Raw genomic sequence first — 19,618 nt, forward strand, 5'->3', positions numbered from 1 at the left:
GATTTTCTACATTCGGAACGGGAATCAGCAACCTCACCGATTCATTCGGATCCGAAATCTCAAGAGACGCCTGAGAAAGTACCAATTTTCCCGAGTACACAAGGATTTTGTCGCCCGGCTGGTAAGGCCCTTGCACGCATTGGACTGACGCTGGACCACTGGCAGTTTGCTGAATCGAGATGAACAGGGAGTCCGCACCACCGTGAACAACATCGGTCGAAGGGTCCCAACTTTCATGCGTGTCAACGCTCCCGGGTGCGGCAGCAACAACGAGGCCATGCGCAAATCTCGTCGTACACGAGGCGAAGAGCATCATTGAATCCACCTGCCGTCATGGTTTCCACACCGGGAAGTCATAGTACTCCTTGAGTAGCGTGCGCACGATCCCGCCCTGCTGCTTGGAACATGCCTTGCAGTGCGGATATAGAGTCCACGGACCGTTGGGAGCGAGCTTATTCGGTGGATTATGGTCACCAGTCCAGTGGCCGTCCTTGTACCCCAATTTGGTCGCCCCGCATGAAGCGCAGCCATTTCGGTCACCGAACTCGTTCATCATCCGCTGCTCGTGAGCCAGGACAATATCACCGCGTTCAGCGGTCACTCCATCTGCTTTCTGTCCCTTAATGGCAGGCATCTCTTTGCCGGCGCCCGCAGGTCTAAGGCTTCCGTAAGTTCCACTTACGTCACTGCCACCACAATTATGAACGAGGACTGGAGTGGCCCCAGCCAGCACATAGTACGTGTGCTACGCGACCCCTCCCTACCTGCTTCTTCGCAGGTCAGCGCGTGATTCGCGTTCCGCTGGCCTCCGTGGTTATGCGGGGAAATCCGTGGGTGTTGCCGTCGCTACTGCCATTAACGGCTCGGGGCACACGGTTGTGCCGCCGCTGCCTGGTGTCGGTGCAGCGGGACTCTACTGCCACTCGCCAGGCTCGGCACGGACGAGAGCGCGGACGGTCTGCTCGTACAGTTCGTGGCCGGTCTGGGCGCAGTGTCCGGCGATCCAACGGGTCTGCTCGTCCGGGGTGCGCAGCGTGCCTGATGTGGCACCGCAGTTGCGTTCTTCGCCGGTGACGCAGACCGCCATGAAGGCGGGCAGTGCCATGGGGTCGGGAACGGTGGTCACGTGGTACTCGCGGAAGCGGTAGCGCCCCCGAGAGGCGTTGCGTACTGGTGCGCCGGCGCTCGGAGAGTCAGGCATCCTCGGCCGCTTCTTCCTGATCCGGGATGCGCTGTCCGCGCGAGTCCGCAACCCTGAGCGCGTCCGCCAGGGCTTCTGTCAACCGGCAGGCCAGCCAGCGATACTCCGTCGCCGACAGGGTTTTCGCGCCGGGCGCCGTGGCCTCGCGGGCGTAGTCCAACAGTTCCTGGCCCATGCTGAGCTGTACCGTCTCGATGCTGTCGGCGAGCGTGGAGATGTAGCCCCGGCCATCGGTGCTCAGGTAGCAGGGCTTCCCCTCCGGGCTGGTCCACGGCAGTAAGCGGGGACCTCCCCCACCCGACGCGGCGTCGTACAACTCTCTGCGACGCATGCGGTCGGCATCGCTCCTGGGCTGGCTCACTGGGCACCCCCGGCCTGGGTCACTGACGGTGGACACAGTGACCGTAGGCTCTGACAGACCGTCACCCCCAGGTGGGAGCCATGGCAGTTCGCGACTCTTGGTTCACGATCTGCCACGCTGCGTGGCAGCTACCCGACGACGCCCAGGTAGTCGGCCATTTCGCGCATCTCCGTTGTGAGGGTGCGCTTGCGCTTGCCCAGGATCTCCTGCATGGTCTCGGCGGCCCCGTTCTGGTGCCGCAGCCACTGCGGGGCGGCTTCCCTGGCACGGGTCAACTCGTCCATGGCGGCGGACAGGTCGCCGGTCCGGGTGTGGGCGCGCGCCACATCGAGGGTGAAGCGGTTCCCGTCGTTGGTGCTGGGCCTGCCCAAGCGCTTCCACGCCTTGGGCGACAACTCCTCCTGCTCGCCTGCCTTGCGCACCACCGCGCGGACGTCGCCGATGACCAGGGAATCTTCAAGTGCCTTGACCGCGACGGTGACCGGCCCGAAGACGGACCAGTGCCGGGAGACATTGCGATGCGCCGTCCCGACAGCGGTTGCCGCGACCCGGGCGGCTTGACGGTATTCCTTCGCCTCGTCGGGACGGTTGTTCCTCGCGGCTGCGGCGGCGGCCTCCATCGCCAGGCCGCCCCACACCGCGTAGTGGTCCGGCTCGGCCCCTGTGATCTTCGGCTCCACCGCGTCCATGCTCTGGGCGGCGACCTGTTCCGCCTCGTCCAACCTTCCCTGCCTCACCAGCAGCCAGCACATGCAGCCGACCCCGGAGCCCGCCGCGAGCATGTCTCCGGCCTGGCGGGCGTCCATGATGGCGCCGCGCACGGCGGCGTACGCGATGTCGTACTGCCGTACCTGGGTGAGGTAGGTGCCGGCCAGACGCAGCGCCTCGGCGCGGGCCAGCAGGGCCTGCCGGTGCTCGTCCCCGCTGTCGTAGTAGGCGACGGCTTGTGCGGCATCGCGCAGCAGGCCCGGCAGTTGAGCCGCGACGCTTTTGTAGCTGTCGGAGAAGTACAACACCCGTGCGTCTTGCAGCGTCCGCCGGAAGATGCGCAGGTTCGGTTCCTCGCCCACGGCTTCGGCGGCCTGGTCCACGAGCCCGACGGCCGGAGTGAGGGCGGCGCGGAGCTGGATCAGGTTGACCCGGTTCGGCTCCTCGGCCCGCCCCACGGGCTCCGGGGCATCCGAGGCCATCAGCGCGGCCGTGGTCACCCCCAACGCGCGGGCGAGCGTGTGCAAGGTCTCCATGCGGATGGTGCCACCCTGCTCGGCCTTGCGCACCGTGCCCGGCGATACGCCCGCGGCGTGGGCCAGTTCCTCCTGGCTCATCCCCGCACGACGCCGGTACTTACGGACGTTGTCGGCCAACTCCGTAGTCATCAACTCACCACCTCCCACTCCACGGTACGCCCGGCCGGCACATCAACCGGGGGCCAACCGGCAGACACCCGCCCAGGGGCCGTGATGCTCATGGAGGACGGCCGGGCTGAGGTCCTGAATGAAGATCACGGTTCCGGAGACGGGCCTGGCGGCCGGGCTCAAGCCGGGGGCGATGGTGCGGCCGGTGGAGCTGTTCGCCACCCCGTGGGCGCGGATCTTCAACGGCCAGCTCTCCGACGGCGTCGCCTACCGGGCCGCCCGTCTGGAGCTGGTGACGGTGGAGGCGGCCCAGTGATCCGCCTCGAAAGCCCCGTGCCGGAGCGGGAGTTGTACCCGCTCCGGCCCCTGCCGGGGACCGAGGGCAAGGCCACGTTCGCCGCCTCGGCGGCGGTGCTCGATCTGCTCGGCCTGAGTCCGCAGCAGGCGGCCCGCCTGGACCTGGACCACGTGCTCCGCCTGATACGCGAAGAGGGGGCGTGACATGGAAGCCGTGAAGGAGTACGCGTCGGACGCACTGCTGGTCGTGGCCGTGCTGGTCAGTGTGTGGCTGCTGGTGACGGTGGTGCGCTATGTGCGGGCTGACAAGCGCACGCGGGTCAGCATGTGGCAGGCCGTCCGGGTGCGCTGGGGCTGGGTACGGCTCGCGCGGATGGCGGGGCTGACAGTCACCGACAAGACCCCGGGCCTGCTCGCGCAGATCACTGCGCAGAAGGACGGCCCCGCCCCCGCGCCCCGGGTGCTCACTCCCCGGATCAAGGTGACGCCGGATCGGTTCGGCGTGATCGTCCGAGCCCGGACGCTGCCGCAGGTCGGGCTGGAGGAGTACCAGAAGTCGGCGCGGTTCCTGGCGGATGCCTGGCGGTGCACGCGGGTCTCCGTCCTGCCGGACGGCCCCGGGCGGGTGGCGATTCGGGGCGTGCGCTCCGACCCGCCGACCACCCACCGGCCCACCGGCCACCCGCCCACGGACCTGACGCACTGGGAGCTGGGCATCGACGAGTACGCCGCCCAGGTGTGCGTGTCCCTGGCCAACGTGCCCGGAGTGACCGTGGCCGGCGTCCCCGGCGCGGGCAAGACCTCGGGCGTCAACAAGTTCGTCTGCGACTTCGCGCCGTCGGCAGCCGTGCAGATCGCGACGGCGGACGGCAAGGTATCGCGGGCCCCCGAAGGTGATTATGCCGACCTGGTCAAGCGAATGTTCGCGTTCTGCGGTGACGACCTCGACGAAGCCAACGCGCTGTTCAAGCGCCTGGTGGAACTGCGCAAGCGGCGCTCGGCGACCATCCGGGACGTGCTGGGCGTGAAGAACCTGTGGCACGTCGGCCCCTCACCTCAATGGCCGCTCACGGTCCTGATCATCGATGAGGCACACACGTACTTCCGCGAGTACAAGGGCAACGACCCGACCACCAAACGTCTGGCCGCGCTGACGGCGGAGAACGCCCGGCTGGTGGAGGACCTGGTCAAGAAGGGCCGCAGCGTCGGCATCCTGGTGATCCTCATCAGCCAGAAGACCACCGGCGACGCCATCCCCACATTCATCCGCGACGTGTGCCCCATCGGGCTGTCCTTCGCCCAGAAGACCGTGGAAGCCGCGGTAGCCGCACTGGGCGAGGACATCCGCAACTGGCCCGACGCAAGCCCGGTCACATTGCAGGACCCCGCCTACGTCGGCGTCGCCGTGATGGCGATGCAGGGCCGCCCCGGCTACACCCGCATCCGCACCCCCTACGTCGCCGACACCGACGCCGCCCGTATCGCCGAAGCCACCTCGCACCTGACCGCCGATCCCGCCTTCCTCCTGGACGCTCTGCTCGACACCGCTGGCCGTACGGCACTCGACGACACCTCTGTTCCGCTCACCAAGTAGTCCCGAACACCCCGTACCCGAGAGGAGGTTGAGATCATGGCGGAGGAACGGTTCACCCGGCGCACCGTGACCGTGGTCATGGCGGTCATCGCGGCCCTGGCCTTCGTCTTCTCCTTCGGCAACGTCTGGGCACTTGCCTTGCGCCTCGGTGTTCCGCACCCGATCGCGCCGCTGATCGCGCCCATGGTGGACCTGTCCGTCGTCGGGCTCCTGGTCGCCCTGCGGTTCCTGGCCCTGCGCGGCGTTTCCAAGGCGGAGTTGCGGGCCGGCACCCGGCTACTGCACCTGTGCGGACTGCTCACCCTCGCCCTGAACACCGCCGAACCCCTGCTGACCGGACGCTACGGCCGCGCCTGCCTGGACACCGTCGCCCCGCTCCTGCTGCTCGGCTGGGGCCACGTCGGCCCCGCCTTCCTCGCCCAGTTCCACACCCACACCCGCCCCACCCCGCACCTGGAGGCCACGCCCACCCCCATCTCCGAACCGGTGCCCGACGAAGCGCCCACACCCGAAGCGACACCCGCGACGCCCGCCCCGGTCGTCGTCGACTCCCCGGCCGAGGAACCACAACCCGCTCCGACTCCGACCCCGGCCGCTACTCCGCCCATCACTGTCGCCAAGACGACCCGACCCGCCTCCGGCCCGGCCCTGCCTGCCGCCCTGCTGGACGGACACCCACCGCGCAGAGCACGGAACCCCGATCACCGCCGCCCATCTGGGAACGCGCATGGGCGTTGCCCTTCCGGTGGCCACCGCCGCACTCGCTCAACTCTGAGCCCCGCGCCCACGCGGTCCGCATCACCCCGAGCTGAACCCACCCCCGCCCATGGGCTGGTTCGTCATGCCCCGAGCAGCATCAACTCGCCTTCCTGCCTGGCTGGTTGCTGCTCGGGACCACCCACCCGACAGAAGGGACACGCCCCGAATGGTCACCCTGGACCTGCGCCACGTGGCAAGCCCCGCCGTGCGGGACCTGCTCCACATAGTCAACCGCCCCGACTTCGACCGCGCACAACAGCAGATCGAACACCTCGGCGGCTGCACCGAACCCGTCCGCCTGACCGGCCACACCACCACCCTCGACACCACGACCGGCGAAGTACTGCGCTCCTACACCACCTCCGACGAACCCACGGGCAGCCTGCTCACCGCGTGCGGCAACCGGCGCTCCTCCCGTTGCCCGGCCTGCTCCCGCATCTACGCCACCGACACCTACCACCTCATCCGCGCCGGCCTCTCCGGCGGCAAGACCGTCCCCGACACCGTCCGCACCCACCCCCGCGTCTTCGCCACCCTCACCGCCCCCTCCTTCGGCCCGGTCCACAACCGCCCCGCCGTCCGGCCCTGCCGCTGCGGCACCCGCCACGAGCGCACGGACCCGATGCTCGGTACGCCGCTGAATCCGGCGACGTACGACTATGCGGGCGCGGTCCTGTTCAACGCCCACGCCGGAGCCTTGTGGGCGCGCTTCACCATCTACCTGCGCCGGGCGCTCGCCACCCGGCTCGGAATGACCCAGAAGGCTGCCCGCGCTGTGTTGCGGGTGTCCTTCGCGAAGGTCGCCGAGTACCAGAAGCGCGGGCTGGTCCACTTCCACGCCGTGATCCGGCTCGACGGCCCCGACGGCAACATCCAGCCCCCACCCCCGTACGCCACCAGCGCCCTCCTCACCGACGCCATCCGCGCCGCCGCACCCCGCGCCCGCATCACGCTCGTGTCAGACGCGGTCGGCGAACGCGAACTCACCTGGGGCCAACAGCTCGACGTACGCGAGATCGCCGCCTTCGGCACCGACAGCGAACTGACCGACCAGGCGGTCGCCGCCTACGTGGCCAAGTACGCCACCAAGTCCGCCGACGCCTCCGGCACCCTCGACCACGCCCTGTTCTGCCGCCCCTGCCAGGGCCGCGGCGACACCCTCCTGCCCCACGGAACCCCGCTCCCCTGCACCGCCTGCGACGGCACCGGACAAGCCCGGCCGCTGCCCCGGCTGGCGGTCGCCCGGCACGTGCGGCAGATGATCCGCACCTGCTGGGACCTGGGCAGGCTGCCGGAGTTCGCCGACCTCAAGCTCTGGAAGTGGGCGCACATGCTCGGCTTCCGGGGCCACTTCTCCACCAAGTCCCGCCGCTACTCCGTCACTCTCGGCGCGCTGCGCGATGCCCGCCGCGCCTGGCGCACCGAACAAGCCCGCACCCACGCCAGCCTGCCCGATCAAGACCCGACGACCACTCTCGTCGTCGGCCACTGGGACTACCTCGGCTCGGGCTACAGCCCCGGCGCCGCACTCCTCGCCGCCCACGTCTGGCACAGCAAGGAACTGGAACGAAAGTTCGCGGCCGAAGGCGGCTGCTGATGGCCCCGCCTTCAGCCGCCGCCCTCCACCCGGGTCCGAGCCTGGCGCCGGAACTGCTGACGGTCCCCCAAGTCATGGACCGCCTCCAGCTCGGCCGCTCCGCCGTCTACGACCTGCTCCGCACCGGCCGGCTCGCCTCGATCACCCTCGGCCGCGCCCGCCGCATCCCCACCCACACCCTCGCCGACTTCATCCGCACCCGCCTCGAACAGGAAGCCACCTGATGACCACGCCACGCCCCGCCGCCTCCCGCCGCAGCCGCTCCCGCGCTAACGGAGACGGAACCGTCTACCCGCGCAAGGACGGCCGCTGGGAAGCCGCCGGATACGTCCTCGCCCCCGGCAACACCCGCAAGCGCGTTCGCGTCTACGGAACCACCCGCAAAGACGCGCTCGCCAAGCTCACCGAGAAGATCGCCGCCAGCAACCTCGGCCTGCCCGTCGCCGCGGCTGACAGCACCGTGAGCGACTACCTGACGTACTGGCTGAACGGCATCGCCGTCCACCAGATCCGGGAGAACACCCACACCCGCTACGCCTCCTGTATCCGCCTCCACCTCATCCCCGGACTCGGCGCGAAGAAGCTCGCCCGGCTCACGGCCCGCGACGTACGCACCTTCCTCGACGCCCTCCGCACCACCTGCCAGTGCTGCACCCAGGAACGGGACACCAACCGGCGCCCCTGCTGCGCCATCGGCCAGTGCTGCAACAAGCGGCTCTCACCGCTGACCGTGACCTACGTCCATTCAGTCCTCAAGTCCGCCCTGGAGCACGCCGTCCGCGAAGACGACCTGCCCCGCAACGTCGCCCGGAACGTCAAGACCCCCGCGCCCCGCCCCCGGCGCTTCCAGCCCCTCACCGCAAGCGAGGCACGGCAGTTCCTCCAGACCGCCAGCGGCGACCGGCTCCACGCGCTGTACGAACTCGCCCTGCGCACCGGACTCCGCAAGGGCGAACTCCTGCTCAGGCAATTCCGAATCTTGCCGCTTGGCCGCCTGGCCGCAAACAGCGATTCAGAATTAGCAGCCTTCGCCGCCGGACTATAAGGCCCATGGCACGTCATTCATAGACTTAATCGATACTATATCCGTCTGCATCGCCCTCTTTTCAGATGGCCCACCCTGTCCATACGGATGCCAGCACACTCACCCATCGGCACATCAAATATCAGCGTTACGTGTGGAAACGAGCGAGAACGCCCCGCCGATTCCTCGGCGGGGCGTTCTCGCTGGTTCTGTACTTAGCGTGACGGAATCGTCACGACCGTCACTTGTCCATCCATTAGGCATTCGATGAGCACCGAACCGCCAAGCGGGTGGATCCAGAAGTGCGGCCCGGCGTCCAGGATGTCCCGCGCATGTCGCACCGCGACATCCGCAGGCATGGTCACGGCCGGCATCAGGTAGTTGCCCCAGATGACGGCGATCCGCTCACCCCGCTGTACGTACGAGGAGAGCAGCTCCGCCGCCATCCTCGTCCAGTGTTCCTCATCGTCCCACCAGAGGCGGTCTTCGAACGGAGTGGACTCGAAGTCGATCACGTCGCCGGTGGCAGCCGGAAATCTGCTCAGCGTCGCTGCCGCCAGTGCGCGGTTCTCGGCGAGATCCAGCTTCACCACCTGCCGGCCGTCATCGTCACGGGGGTCGTTCATGAAGTCCGGAAGGTATTCCGGATGACTCCCATAAGAACTACCGCCGGTCATACGTTCCGCCTCAACCACGTCGAAATGCTCCCGCCAGGGAACCTTATCGCCCATTTTCGAACCGACGCGCCCTTACCCGTCATCACATTGATGTGCGGGCCGATTCTGTCGTCGGTATCCAGGCGGAACGACCTGTATTCCCCACCGCTGGTCGCGGTGAACCCGGTATCCCTGCCGAAGGTGTCGACCGCGGACTCCATCGTCCCCTGCCGACGCTGCCACGAACCGGTGTCGATGGGCCCCACGGTGTCCAGGGCCTGGTTTCTGGCCTGTTCGAACGAGTCCGTGTCCAGGACAACCTCGCTGCGGGGCTTCTCCGGGTCGCACCTGCAAAGATCGGAGTGCCCTGGTTGTGATCCACCACAATTGTGAACGAGGACCGGCGTGGACCCCGCCAGCACATAGTACGTGTGCAGGCGGTCGACGCTCAGGTCGTAGGTGACGCGCTGCGCCGTGTACGACTTGACCTCGACGATGGCCGTCAGGGCACCCTCGCCGTTCTGGAGCTTCTGGCCGGCCTTGAGGTCGCCCGCCTGGGTCCAGGCATCACGACTGGCCTCGTAGAACTGGTGGTGCTTGGTGGTCTGGATCGTCTTCGGACCGGCCTTCGTGGCGACGACGACGTCGACGTAGTTCCGGTCGGTCTTGGTGACGATCACCTCCTTGACCCGGTGCTTCTCCTTCTTCTTCTTACCGGGCTCGGCCGTCAGGACGTAGTCCCCGGCCTTGACCTCGGATATGGGCTTGGTAATGCCGTTGGCCATCAGCACGCCGGTCAGACCCGTGAAGCTGTGCGGAGTTCGCACGCGGCACCCGGTCGGACGCGGAGCGGACGGCTTCGCGTCGGGCTCCGGCTGCTGCTTCGACTTGGGGCCGAACCTGCTCGCCGCCGCGCCGAAGACGCCGCCCGTCGCCGCGCCCACCGCCGTGGCCTTGGCCGCGCCACTGACGCTGCAGCCTTCCTCGCTGGCCGCGCAGGAGACGCCGTAGCCGACCGCGCCTTCCGCGGCACCGCCCGCGGCACCCATCGCGGCGCCGTTCAGGGCCTTGCCGCCGACGCCGGCGAGCAGGCGGCCCACCGCACCGGCGGCCATGCCGCCGGCAGCGCCGCCGAGCGCTCCGGTCGCGGCGCCGATGGCGACCGCGCCGAGGAAGCCGCCCACGGACTTGGGACCGTCACTCATCGCGTAGCCCACCGCGTTGGCGGCCGCACCGGCTGCCATGCCGCAGGCGATCACACCGACACCGCCTGTGGCGGCGGTGCAGCCCGCGAAGACCACGACACCCACCGCGACCGAGGCGATGGTCGCCGCATGCTGTTTGACGAAGTTGGCTGTTGCCTTGGCTGCCTTCTTGACGGCTCTGCCGACCTTCTTGGCTGCCTTGACCACCTTCCTCGCCACGTGTTTGACGGCCTTGGCTATCTTCCGGACCGTCTTCTTGACGTGCTTGACGACCCTGTGGACGTAGCGCTTGACCCGTTTATAGGTGCGTTTGACGTATCTCTTGACCCTCTTGACGCTGTCGGAGACGTAACGCACGGTCTTGCGGACCGCCCGGTAGGCCCTCCGCACCGTCTTCCTGACCGCCCGCTTGATCTTCTTGGCGGCTTTCCTGACGACCTTGGCGACCTTCTTGACGGCACTCTTGGTCTTCTTCCAGGCCGACTTGGCGGTCTTCTTGACCTTCTTCTTGACCGCCTTCCAGGCGCCGCTGAAGCTCCAGTGACCGGTCGGGTCGGTCGCCGTCATCGGGTTGGCGTCCGCGTATGCGTAGCGGTTCGCGGTGATCGAGGCCGGGAGCGGGTCGAGGCCCACCGTGTCCCGGCTGTTGAACTGGCCGGTCTCCGGTGAGTACCAGCGCGCGGCCATGTTGACCTTGGCCGTGTCCGGGTCGGTCCAGCCGGACTGGTAGCCCAGCTGCCCGAGCATGCCCGCCGACTCGACGACCTTGCCGAATGGCGAGTAGGTCGTCGATCCGGTCAGCGCCTCACCGGAGGCGGTGAACTGCCCCACCACGTCGTCGTGCATGTCCGTCATGGCCAGCACCGCCGACACGGCGGTCTTGATACCCAGCAACGAACCGTCCGCGTTGCGGCTGTATGACGTCACACCGTCAGAGGCCACATCGTTGCCGGCACCGCTGTACTTGAACGAGTGCAGCGGGCTTCCGGTCTCGTCGCTGGCGTTCAGGACGCGGTCCAGACCGTCGTACGTGTACGTCCGGTCGCCTTCGCTGATCACACGGTTGAAGGCGTCGGCCTTGACGGCCGTCTGGGTGCCGTCCTCGGCCGTCACCGAGCTCATCGTGCCGCGCTTGGTGTACGCATACGTGCTGTGCCCGTCCGACGTGAGCCGGTTGCGGGCGTCGTACGTATAGGTGTCACCGCCGACGCGGGTCCGGTTGCCGGACGCGTCGTAGCCGTACTGCTCCGTCGCGGTCCCGTTGTTCCAGGAAGCCAGACGGTTCGCCCAGTCGTAGGTGTAGGTGTTGGTGCCTGCACCGGCGAATCCGGACGTGGTCTTCGACGTCTCGTTGTCGTTCGCGTCGTAGCCGTAGGTGATCGATGACAGTTCATTGCCGGTCGGTGAGGTCAGCTTGTCGTTGGACAGCCGCCCCAGAGCGTCATAGCTGAACGCTCGCTTGGACTTCCCCGCGCCGTAGTCGACCGAGGTGACCTGGCTGTTGACGTCATAGCCGTAGGTCATCGCAGAGCCGGTGACACCGTCGTTGACCGTCTTCAGCCGACCTGCGGTGTCATAGCCGAAGGTCGACGTACCGGAGGCGTCGGTCCGCGAGGTGATCGCGCCGTCGCCGTCGTAGGCGAAGGACGAGTCTCCCGAGGGGCCGGAAGCCGACAGCACCAGGCCGCGGTCGTCGTAGGTGAAAGTGTTCTTCTCCTCACCGGCACCCGCCACCGCCGTGATCCGGTCGTCGGAGTCGTACGCGTAGGTGTGGGCGACCGTCTCGGCCTCCGCACCCGTACCGGTCTGCGTCGTCAGGCGGCCCTTGACGTCGTACTCGTTGGTGGTGACCACGCCGCCGGGAGAACGCTGCTCCCCGGGCCGCCCGTTGGCGTCGTACACCGTGGTGAAGGTGCGGTCCGCCGCATCGGGGTGAGCCGGGGTGGACGGCTCGATCACGGACTCGGGAAGCCCCCAGTTGTTGTAGGTGGTCAGGAACGGATTGCCGCGCCCGTCGGTGAAACGCGTCCGGTTACCCGCAGCGTCGTACCCGAAGGTCGCGGTGATCGACTCGGTCGCGGAGACCGGCTGCACCGCCTTGGTGACCAGACCTGTGGCGTCGGTGGTCATCGTGGTGGTGTGTCCGCGGAAGTCGGTCACCGTCAGCGGGTTGCCCCCGCGGTCGTACGTGCCGCTGCTGGTGCGCAGCACCGCGCCGGTCGCGTCCAGGTCACTGGTGGTGACCAGCTGGCCGAAGCCGTCGTACGCGTTCTTGCTGCTGGTGCCGTCCGGGCCCCTCGTGGTGAGGACCTGGCCGTCCATGTCATAGGTGAACGTGGACGCGTTGCCGGCACCGTCGGTGACCTCGGTGGTCTCGCCGATCGCGTTGTACTTGTACGACTCCGCCACACCGGTCGGGCTCACCGTCCGGGACAGCTCGCCGCCCGGAGCGTTGTACTCGTTGATGGCCGTGAACGCCCGCTGCGTCGGCTGGCGTACGACGTCCGTGCTGGTGACCGGGCGCCCCAGGTAGTCCCAGGTGGTCTCCTCACGGGCACCGTTCGGCCGGGTCGCCGACAGCTGGTCGCCGTTGGTGTCGTAGTTGTACGTCGTCGTACCGCCACCCGGTTCCGTGACCGAGGCCAGATCGCCGAGCTGCGTGTACGCGTACGTGGTGCGGCTGCCCATCGGGTCGACCTCCGCCGTGACCTGGCCGAGGCGGTTGTACTCGTTCCAGGCCGTGGGCGTAATCGGCGTCGCGGACCCCGGCGCGGTGTAGCCGGGCATTGTCGTCGAGGACTCCTGGCCCTCGGCGTCATAGGCCGTGACCGAGACATTGCCGAGCGGATCGGAGTTCTCGGTGGCCTCGCCGTACGTGTTGTAACCGGTCATCGACACGGGGCGGACGGAGACCGGAGTCCCGCCGTTCTGCTCCGCGTTGACGGCCGGTTCGGTGACGGTGGTCTGCTGGGCAGCCTCGTCGTATCCGTAGTCGGTCGTGTTGCCGTTGGTGTCGGTCGACGACACCGGCAGACCGCGATCGTCCAGCTTCCATGTCATGGACCGGACCGAACTGCCCGCCGCCGGCAGCGTGCCGCCCTGGACGCCCGATACCTGCGATGCCGACAGCGCCTGGCCGTAGACCTGGACGTCGTCGATGCCGCCCGGCCAGAAGCCGTCGTACGCGCCCGCGTACTTGACCCGGCCGATCTGCAGATTGCCGTTGGCCGACCAGGGCGCTGTGCGGTCGTCGGTGCCCTGGAGGGTGCCGTTGACGTACAGCGAGATCTTGGCGGTCGTGGCGTCGTAGACGGACGTCAGGTGTGTCCACTGTCCCGTGACCGGAGCAGCGGTGGAGTACACCAGTTGGTCGCCGAGGGTGCCCGAGGCGTCGTCGCGGGTCGGGAAGCGGATGGCCCACTTGTTCGCCGACTGGACATAGCCCAGGTAGAACCCCGAATGGTGGTCACCGTCCTGGCCGACCGCCGTGTAGTTCGACGCCGTCGAGTTCAGCTTGACCCACGCGGAGACGGTGAAGCTGCCGCCGGTGTTGACGACCGATCCATCTGTCTGCGCCCACGAGTTGGCGTTGCCGTCGAAGACAGCGCTGCCGCCCCGGTCGGTGTTCCAGTGCATACCGGTGCCGTGGGTACCGGTATGGTTCGCGCCCGAGGAGTCGCCGACGGAGTACCCCGTCGTCTCGTCGAGCTTGTAGCGGGCCACGGGAGCGGTGGTGCCGTCGTGCACGGTGGTACCGGTGACGTTTCCGAGGTTGTCGTACGTCGTGTCCGACGTGCTGACGTCACCCGTCGCCGGGTCGTTCTCCGTCTCCGACACGACATTGTCGTCCGGGTCGTAGGAGACCGTGGTGGCGCGGTTGACTCCGCTCGGGTCGAGCACCGACGACGTGGTGCGGTCTGCCGCGTCCACCGCGAAGGTGGTCGTGGTCGCGCCGTCGTTGGTCACCTGCTTGATCAGGTTCCCGGCCATGTCGTAGGTGTTGGCCTGCTCGGTGAACGACTTGCCGTTCGCCGGGTCCTTGCGTACGACGCTCGCCGCCAGACCGTCGTCGGTGTACGTGTACGCGGTCACCCAGCCCATCGCGTCGGTGATCGACGCGAGCCGGCCCGCCGGGTCGTACGCGCGGGACTCCTGCACCAGAGTGGTCGGCGCCGAAGGGTTGTTCGGGTCGCCGGTGTAGTTCAGCAGACTGGTGGTGAGCGGACGCCCCTCGGCGTCGAAGGCGTAGGTGTTGACGGTCCCCGCGGGGTCCGTCTCCTTCACCTTGTTGCCATAGACGTCGTACTCGAACGACGTGGTGTCACCGCCCGGGTCCGTCCTGGTCGCCATGCGGTTGTACGCGTCGTACGTCATCGTCGTCGTACGGGCCGCGTCGCCGCCGGTGAGGTCGGTGACGGTCTGCGTCAGGACGTTGCCGTCGGCGTCGAACGACGTGGTCGTCCTGGCCTGGTGCACCGCGCCCGTGACGCGGTTGGTCACCGAGGCGTTCGTCTCGGTGGCGACCTGGTCGTTCTTGTCATAGGTGAACGCGGTGGTCAGTCCGCCCGGCTGGGCGTCCGATATCTCGGTCTCGGTGATCTGCCGGCCGAGGTTGTCGTACGTGGACTTCGCCAAGGCGCCGTTGGCGTCGGTCACCACGGCGGCATCACCGTTGGCGAAGTAGGTGTACTTCGTCTTCTTGCCGCCCGGCGTCGTCACCGTGTCGACCAGACCGGCCGGCGCCCTGGCGGTGCCGCCCTCCGCCGCCACGGTGGCGGTGGTGGTGTAGGTCGTGGAGGCCGTGCGGCCGCCCGGGTGACCGGCCACGGACGGGGTGGTCACCGAGGTGACGTTGCCGGCCGTGTCATAGGTGTAGCTGGTGAGGTAGGCGTTGTCGGTCGGACCGGAGGAACGGGCGTCCCGCTCGGTGAGCGGCAGATCGTTGCGCGGGTCCATCGGCGGGAACGCCGTTGTAGCGTCCGGGTAGTACGTGTAGTACTCGGTCGCGCACTTGTCGGCCGCGGTGTCCTGGCAGTCGGTCTGGGAGACCGTGTTGCCGCGGATGTCGTGGCCGGTGATGCTGCGGTTGCCATTGGCGTCGGTCACGGTGTGCATGAAGCCCGCCGTGTCGTAGCCGTAGGTGGTCCGCTTGCCGTTGGTGTCGATCGCGGCCAGCAGACGGTTGCCCATCTCCGCGTCGTACACATACGTCAGCGTCTTGTCGGTCGGGTCGGTGAGATTGACCGTGCGCACCGGGGCGATGCCGGAGGACGCCTTGTACGCGGACCAGTGCTGCTCGACCTGGTCCGCGGTGAGCCCGGTCTGGTAGACCGCGACCTCGGCGATGGAGCCGGTGAAGTAGCTGACGTCGGAGGGCGAGCTGATCCAGCTCTTGGTGAAGCCCGCTCCGACAAAGGTGCGCGTGGTCGACTGGTCGCCCGCGGCGCCCGTGTAGTCGGCCTGCTTCACGCCGTCCAGGTACATCGTCTGCGTGGTGCCGGACGCCGAGAGCACGGCGTGGTGCCAGGCGTTGTCCGTGACCGTGGTGTTGGAACCGAAGGCGGTCATACCGCTGCCCGACGCGCTCCACCAGTGGCCGCGCAGCTTCCCGTCCGCGGCCACGTACAGCAGCGGCGAGTAGGAGCCGCCGGCGCCCAGCGGGTCATTGGGGGCCCGGGACTGGTCGCTCATGATCACGCCGGCCCTGGTGGTCTTGAACCAGAGTTCGACCGACCGGCTGGGCTTGGCGTGCAGCGTCGCGTACGGGATCTCCGCGTACGACGACGTGCCGTTGAAGGACGCCGCCGTCACATCGCCGGTGCCGAACGGACCCGCCACCCCCTGCGTGACGGTGTTGTACGTGCCGAAGCCGGTGTGCAGTTCGTTGGCCGCCTGTGGCGCACCTTGCGTGTCGTCGAGGCGCCAGTAGCCGGACGGGGCGGAGCCCATCACGGCTGAGCGGTAGACCTGCGAGGAGCCGGTGACGGTGGCCGGGGTGAGCTTCCAGGTGCCGCCGTCGCCGTCCGTGGCCTGGAGGACCAGGTCGTCGGTCGTGCCGTAGACGACGGAGGACTGGGTCTTGCCGCCCGGCGTGGTGATCCGGTTGAGCAGCCCGGCGGACCCCTTGGCCGCCGTGTACTGGGCGGTGATCACCGACGGGTCGAGCGGCTCGGAGTAGATGGCGACCTCTGCCATCTGGCCCGCGAAGTGCCCGAGCTTGTCGTTGGCGTTCATCGCCGGCCAGCCGTCGGTGTTCACACCGGCGCCCAGCGAGATGTACGGCTGCTCCCAGTCGTTGATGGTGCCGGAGAGCGAGCCCTGCGAAACGCCGTCGAGGTAGAGGGTCTGGCTGTTGGCCACACCGGTCAGGACGGCGTTGTGCCACTGGTTGTCGTTGACCGAGGCGGTGGAGGTGATCGTCGACATGCAGCCCGGTGACATGGCGAGGCAGCCGCGGAGCTTGCCGTCCGTGCCCACGTACACCGCGGGGGTGTTCTTCGTGGTCGTGCCGACGGGGTCGGTTCCGCTCAGCGGCTTGTCGCCGTAGTAGAAGAGGACACCTCCGGACTGGCTGGTCTTGAACCACAGCGACACCGACATGTACGACGGCGTCGCGCCGGGGGCGCTCGGCATCTCGACGTACGAAGTGGTGCCGTTGAAGCTCGCGGCCTTCTGCGTGGAGCCGGCCAGCGGACCGGTGCCGCCCAGGGTCACATTGCGGAACAGACCGTTGAACTTGCCCTGGTTGAGGTCGATCGCGTCCTTGGCGACGGTCGCACCGGCCGCCTCACCGAGGCGCCAGTACGCGAACGGGTCCGCGTCCAGGACGGTGGTGCGGTAGTGGTTGCCGGTCGCGTAGCCGTAGACCGTGCACTTGGTCGAGTCGGCCGGCGGGCAGACCTTGGTGAGCTGGTCACCGGTGTAGGTGTACCGCCACTCCTGGGCGGTGTTGGAGTCGCCCGCAGTCGACGGATCGGTGGTGACCGTGGCGACGTGCGGCAGGGTGGTGCCGGACGGGGTCTGCCACACCAGGGTCAGCGACCGGTTGGACGTGGTGTTCGTGATCTTCGTGAGCTTGCCGGAGGTGTAGGTGAACGTCTCCGCGCGGCCGGCGTAGTCCGTGATGCTGGTGATCGCGTAGGTTCCTGCCTTCGCGGTCGCCGTGGCGAACTTGTAGGCCGTGAAGTCCTTGTCGGTCAACGTGTAGCCGCCGGTGACGGACTGGAGACGGGCGTAACGGCCCGGCGGGGGCACGAAGGTGCCGTCGGTGTTGCGGCCGAAAGCGACCTGTTCACCACCGGGGTAGGTGATCACCACGCTGGTGACCGTGCCGGCGGCGTCCTTGGTCTCGGCGGCCTTCATGTCGACGACGGTGGACCAGCCGGCGCCGAAGGCGCTGTCGAGGCGCGGGTCGAGGCTGTTGTACGAGCGGTCGATCTCCAGCGAGGGGCCGACGACCGGTACGTCCGCGTCCGTGTCCTCGGTGGTGTAATTGCCGTCGCTGGGGTCGAATTCATGGCCGTCTGTGTTCTGGGCCAGGCCCGAGGTGACCGGCGGCTGCGGGACCGCGGTGGCGAAGCGGCTCGAGTGCGTCACCTCCTCGAAGCCGTCGCTGACGCCCACGTACCAGACGTAGTTCTTGCTCCACTTGAGCTTGCCCGCGGGGATCTTCCAGGAGCCCTTGGTGAGCGGGGTGGCACCGGAGGTGACGACCGGGGTGGTGCTCTCGCTGTCCGCGTCGTACACCTCGAAGGTGTACTTCAGCGCCTGCGGCCACTTGTCGGCGTCGCTGGCGTAGACGAGCAGCTCCGGCTGGAGTGTGTTGGCCTGGAAGTTCTCCGGCGGGTACTGAGCGTTGACCTGCGGGGTGGTGTTGGGCGCGTAGGTCAGGTCCAGGGCGGGGCGCCAGGCGGCGGTCGCCGAGTTGTCGGAGTGGAACTTCTTCCAGTGCAGGCCGTCGGTGGTCGGCGCGGTCAGGGCGAGGCCGTAGTTGGCGCCGCCGGTGGCGACCTGGGTGAACCAGCTCGTGCTGAGGGACACCGGCATCTTCACACCGACGTCCGTACCGCCGTCGGTGTTGGAGCAGGAGGCTCCGGGCGCCGGGGTCGCCGAACCGATGGCCGCTCCGTAGGCCGGGCCCGGGTAGGCGGTGACACCCGACGGGGTCCACGACTGCGTCACCGGGTGGACCGAGAAGTCCTGCGCGACGCAGGTCGCGGACCACAGCGCGTACACGTTGAGGGTGGCCGCGGAGACCTTCTGGCCGTTCAGAGTGGTGCCCAGCGAGGAGAACTGCAGGAACGAGTTCGTCTTGTTGGTGCCGGAGTCGTACGAGCCGACCTTGATCTGGTTCTCGGTCGAGTGGTCACCGGAGATCGTGTTCTGCGTGTACGTGGAGTTGCTCGCGGTGACGGTCGGGTCGACGGTGACGGGGTAGTCCCGCTCGGGATCGTCCAGCCACGCCCGGTCGGCGGTCAGCCGCAGGGCCGGCTCGCCGTCCACGGAGGTCAGCTCATAGCGGAGGGCCCGGGACTGCGCGGCATCGCCGGAGCGTGGGTCGACCTTGGAGTCCTCCATGAACGCGTGCGGGATGGTTGCGGTCACCTTGCCGTCCGCGTCGGTGAACTCCACGTCGCCGTCGTCCGCGATGCGTGGCGTGAGGCCCTTGATGTCCAGGGGGAACGTCCAGGAGTTCGCCGCGTCCGCGGAGTGCAGGACGATGTTCTCCTTGAAACCCTCGGCGAGCGGCACGAGCTGCACATCGGTGTGGGGCAGCACAGCGGCGTAGGTCACTGTGCCGTTGGCCGCCAGGGACGGCTCAGTCTCCGCGGCGTCGCGCAGGGCGTACGCGAGACTGCGGCCCGAGCCGAAGTCCACGGACGCGAGCTGCTGATCGGCGGCGTTCGGGGCGAACTCGACGTCGAGTGAGTTCGACCGCTCCTGGAGCCTGCCGTCCTTGTCCTCGACCAGCCGGGTGTCGATCGGCTTCCAGGTGCCGTCGTCGCCCTTGAAGTTGGTGCGGCCGGGGAAGTGCCGGACCGTGGTGGAACTGTCTGCGTTGACGTAGTAGTCCGACGTCGCCGTGGACTTCTTGGCGTCCCGCTTGCTGGTCTCGGCGTTGAAGCTCTTCGCCGTACCGCGGGCCGGTCCGGTCGTGGCCGTCACGGACTGGTCGACGTACCGCTTGTACGGGTCGAGTTCACCCTTGCCCTTGCCGGGCTTGCGGCCGACGGCGTTCTCGGCGCTGGTGGCCTCGGCCGAGGCATGGTGGCTCTTGCCACGGGCGGTGCCGCCCTGCTGGTCAGGAGTGTCCAGCGGGGACTTGTTGGCCCATTCCCACAGACCGGATACGGACAGTTCGGGCATTCTCAGCGGCGGCAGTGTGGCCCCGGCGGCCATCGCTGTCTCAGTCGTGAGCATGCAGGAGAAGAAAACGAGGACGGAAAGAGCCGTAGCCCTCGCTCTGCGTCTGCCGGTACGACCCAGCGGAAACAGGCGGGGGCTACGGACCCATTGAGCGCGCATGGGCGAAGCCTTTGCTTACACGAAACCTACAGAGCTTCGCGAGC

At 68.0% G+C, this 19,618-nt stretch carries 11 protein-coding genes and 2 pseudogenes; 7 read left to right on the forward strand and 6 right to left on the reverse strand.

Features of this window, described 5'->3' with window-relative positions:
- Nucleotides 1-913: 913 nt before the first annotated feature.
- The 3 genes from J7E87_RS14530 to J7E87_RS14540 form a co-directional block, all read right to left on the reverse strand.
- Nucleotides 914-1,201: a hypothetical protein gene (locus J7E87_RS14530; RefSeq protein WP_215093834.1), complete on the reverse strand. Its 288-nt coding sequence runs from the start codon at nucleotides 1,199-1,201 to the stop codon at nucleotides 914-916.
- Nucleotides 1,194-1,532: a hypothetical protein gene (locus J7E87_RS14535; protein ID WP_215093835.1), complete on the reverse strand. Its 339-nt coding sequence runs from the start codon at nucleotides 1,530-1,532 to the stop codon at nucleotides 1,194-1,196. Before J7E87_RS14535 ends, J7E87_RS14530 begins: the two co-directional genes overlap by 8 nt.
- A 158-nt stretch (nucleotides 1,533-1,690) precedes the next feature.
- Nucleotides 1,691-2,938, reverse strand: a complete 1,248-nt coding sequence (locus J7E87_RS14540; RefSeq protein ID WP_215093836.1) for a helix-turn-helix transcriptional regulator — start codon at nucleotides 2,936-2,938, stop codon at nucleotides 1,691-1,693.
- A gap of 118 nt (nucleotides 2,939-3,056) precedes the next feature.
- Between J7E87_RS14540 and J7E87_RS14545 the strand changes: the two genes are divergently transcribed.
- From J7E87_RS14545 to J7E87_RS36140, 4 genes and pseudogenes are all read left to right on the forward strand, one after another.
- Nucleotides 3,057-3,233, forward strand: coding sequence for a hypothetical protein (locus tag J7E87_RS14545; protein ID WP_251017424.1), 177 nt, complete (start codon nucleotides 3,057-3,059; stop codon nucleotides 3,231-3,233).
- Nucleotides 3,230-3,418 (forward strand): hypothetical protein, encoded by a 189-nt coding sequence (locus J7E87_RS14550; protein WP_215093838.1) that lies wholly within the window; start codon nucleotides 3,230-3,232, stop codon nucleotides 3,416-3,418. Before J7E87_RS14545 ends, J7E87_RS14550 begins: the two co-directional genes overlap by 4 nt.
- 1 nt (nucleotide 3,419) lies before the next feature.
- A complete protein-coding gene (locus tag J7E87_RS14555; protein ID WP_215093840.1) occupies nucleotides 3,420-4,808 on the forward strand; it encodes a cell division protein FtsK in 1,389 nt (462 codons plus the stop codon).
- 78 nt (nucleotides 4,809-4,886) lie between these two features.
- Nucleotides 4,887-5,075, forward strand: a pseudogene (locus J7E87_RS36140) (DUF2637 domain-containing protein); the annotation flags it as partial.
- Nucleotides 5,076-5,084: 9 nt separating this feature from the next.
- Here J7E87_RS36140 and J7E87_RS36145 read toward each other — a convergent pair.
- A complete protein-coding gene (locus tag J7E87_RS36145) occupies nucleotides 5,085-5,243 on the reverse strand; it encodes a hypothetical protein (RefSeq protein WP_308312936.1) in 159 nt (52 codons plus the stop codon).
- Between the two features lie 490 nt (nucleotides 5,244-5,733).
- On the opposite strand from J7E87_RS36145, the gene J7E87_RS14565 reads away from it, so the two are divergent.
- The 3 genes and pseudogenes from J7E87_RS14565 to xerC all read left to right on the forward strand — a co-directional run.
- Nucleotides 5,734-7,164: a replication initiator gene (locus J7E87_RS14565; RefSeq protein ID WP_215093842.1), complete on the forward strand. Its 1,431-nt coding sequence runs from the start codon at nucleotides 5,734-5,736 to the stop codon at nucleotides 7,162-7,164.
- A complete protein-coding gene (locus tag J7E87_RS14570) occupies nucleotides 7,164-7,388 on the forward strand; it encodes a helix-turn-helix domain-containing protein (protein WP_215093844.1) in 225 nt (74 codons plus the stop codon). The genes J7E87_RS14565 and J7E87_RS14570 overlap by 1 nt, the downstream gene beginning before the upstream one ends.
- Nucleotides 7,388-8,125, forward strand: a pseudogene (xerC, locus tag J7E87_RS14575) (tyrosine recombinase XerC); the annotation flags it as partial. The gene J7E87_RS14570 and the pseudogene xerC, both read left to right, overlap by 1 nt.
- A 278-nt stretch (nucleotides 8,126-8,403) precedes the next feature.
- Here the strand turns inward: xerC and J7E87_RS14580 are convergent.
- On the reverse strand, nucleotides 8,404-8,883 hold the full coding sequence (locus tag J7E87_RS14580; RefSeq protein ID WP_215093846.1) for a hypothetical protein: 480 nt from the start codon (nucleotides 8,881-8,883) through the stop codon (nucleotides 8,404-8,406).
- Nucleotides 8,862-19,469: a LamG-like jellyroll fold domain-containing protein gene (locus tag J7E87_RS14585; RefSeq protein WP_251017426.1), complete on the reverse strand. Its 10,608-nt coding sequence runs from the start codon at nucleotides 19,467-19,469 to the stop codon at nucleotides 8,862-8,864. Before J7E87_RS14585 ends, J7E87_RS14580 begins: the two co-directional genes overlap by 22 nt.
- Nucleotides 19,470-19,618 lie beyond the last annotated feature (149 nt).

This window comes from Streptomyces sp. ISL-1 (genome assembly GCF_018614585.1).
Taxonomy (GTDB): domain Bacteria; phylum Actinomycetota; class Actinomycetes; order Streptomycetales; family Streptomycetaceae; genus Streptomyces; species Streptomyces maoxianensis.

What these genes read in the sequence shown, in the direction of transcription:
- J7E87_RS14530 (WP_215093834.1), bottom strand. Translation starts at nt 1,201, where the DNA reads ATGCCTGACTCTCCGAGCGCCGGCGCACCAGTACGCAACGCCTCTCGG.
- J7E87_RS14535 (WP_215093835.1), bottom strand. Translation starts at nt 1,532, where the DNA reads ATGCGTCGCAGAGAGTTGTACGACGCCGCGTCGGGTGGGGGAGGTCCC.
- J7E87_RS14540 (WP_215093836.1), bottom strand. Translation starts at nt 2,938, where the DNA reads ATGACTACGGAGTTGGCCGACAACGTCCGTAAGTACCGGCGTCGTGCG.
- J7E87_RS14545 (WP_251017424.1), top strand. Translation starts at nt 3,057, where the DNA reads ATGAAGATCACGGTTCCGGAGACGGGCCTGGCGGCCGGGCTCAAGCCG.
- J7E87_RS14555 (WP_215093840.1), top strand. Translation starts at nt 3,420, where the DNA reads ATGGAAGCCGTGAAGGAGTACGCGTCGGACGCACTGCTGGTCGTGGCC.
- J7E87_RS14565 (WP_215093842.1), top strand. Translation starts at nt 5,734, where the DNA reads ATGGTCACCCTGGACCTGCGCCACGTGGCAAGCCCCGCCGTGCGGGAC.
- J7E87_RS14570 (WP_215093844.1), top strand. Translation starts at nt 7,164, where the DNA reads ATGGCCCCGCCTTCAGCCGCCGCCCTCCACCCGGGTCCGAGCCTGGCG.
- J7E87_RS14585 (WP_251017426.1), bottom strand. Translation starts at nt 19,469, where the DNA reads ATGCTCACGACTGAGACAGCGATGGCCGCCGGGGCCACACTGCCGCCG.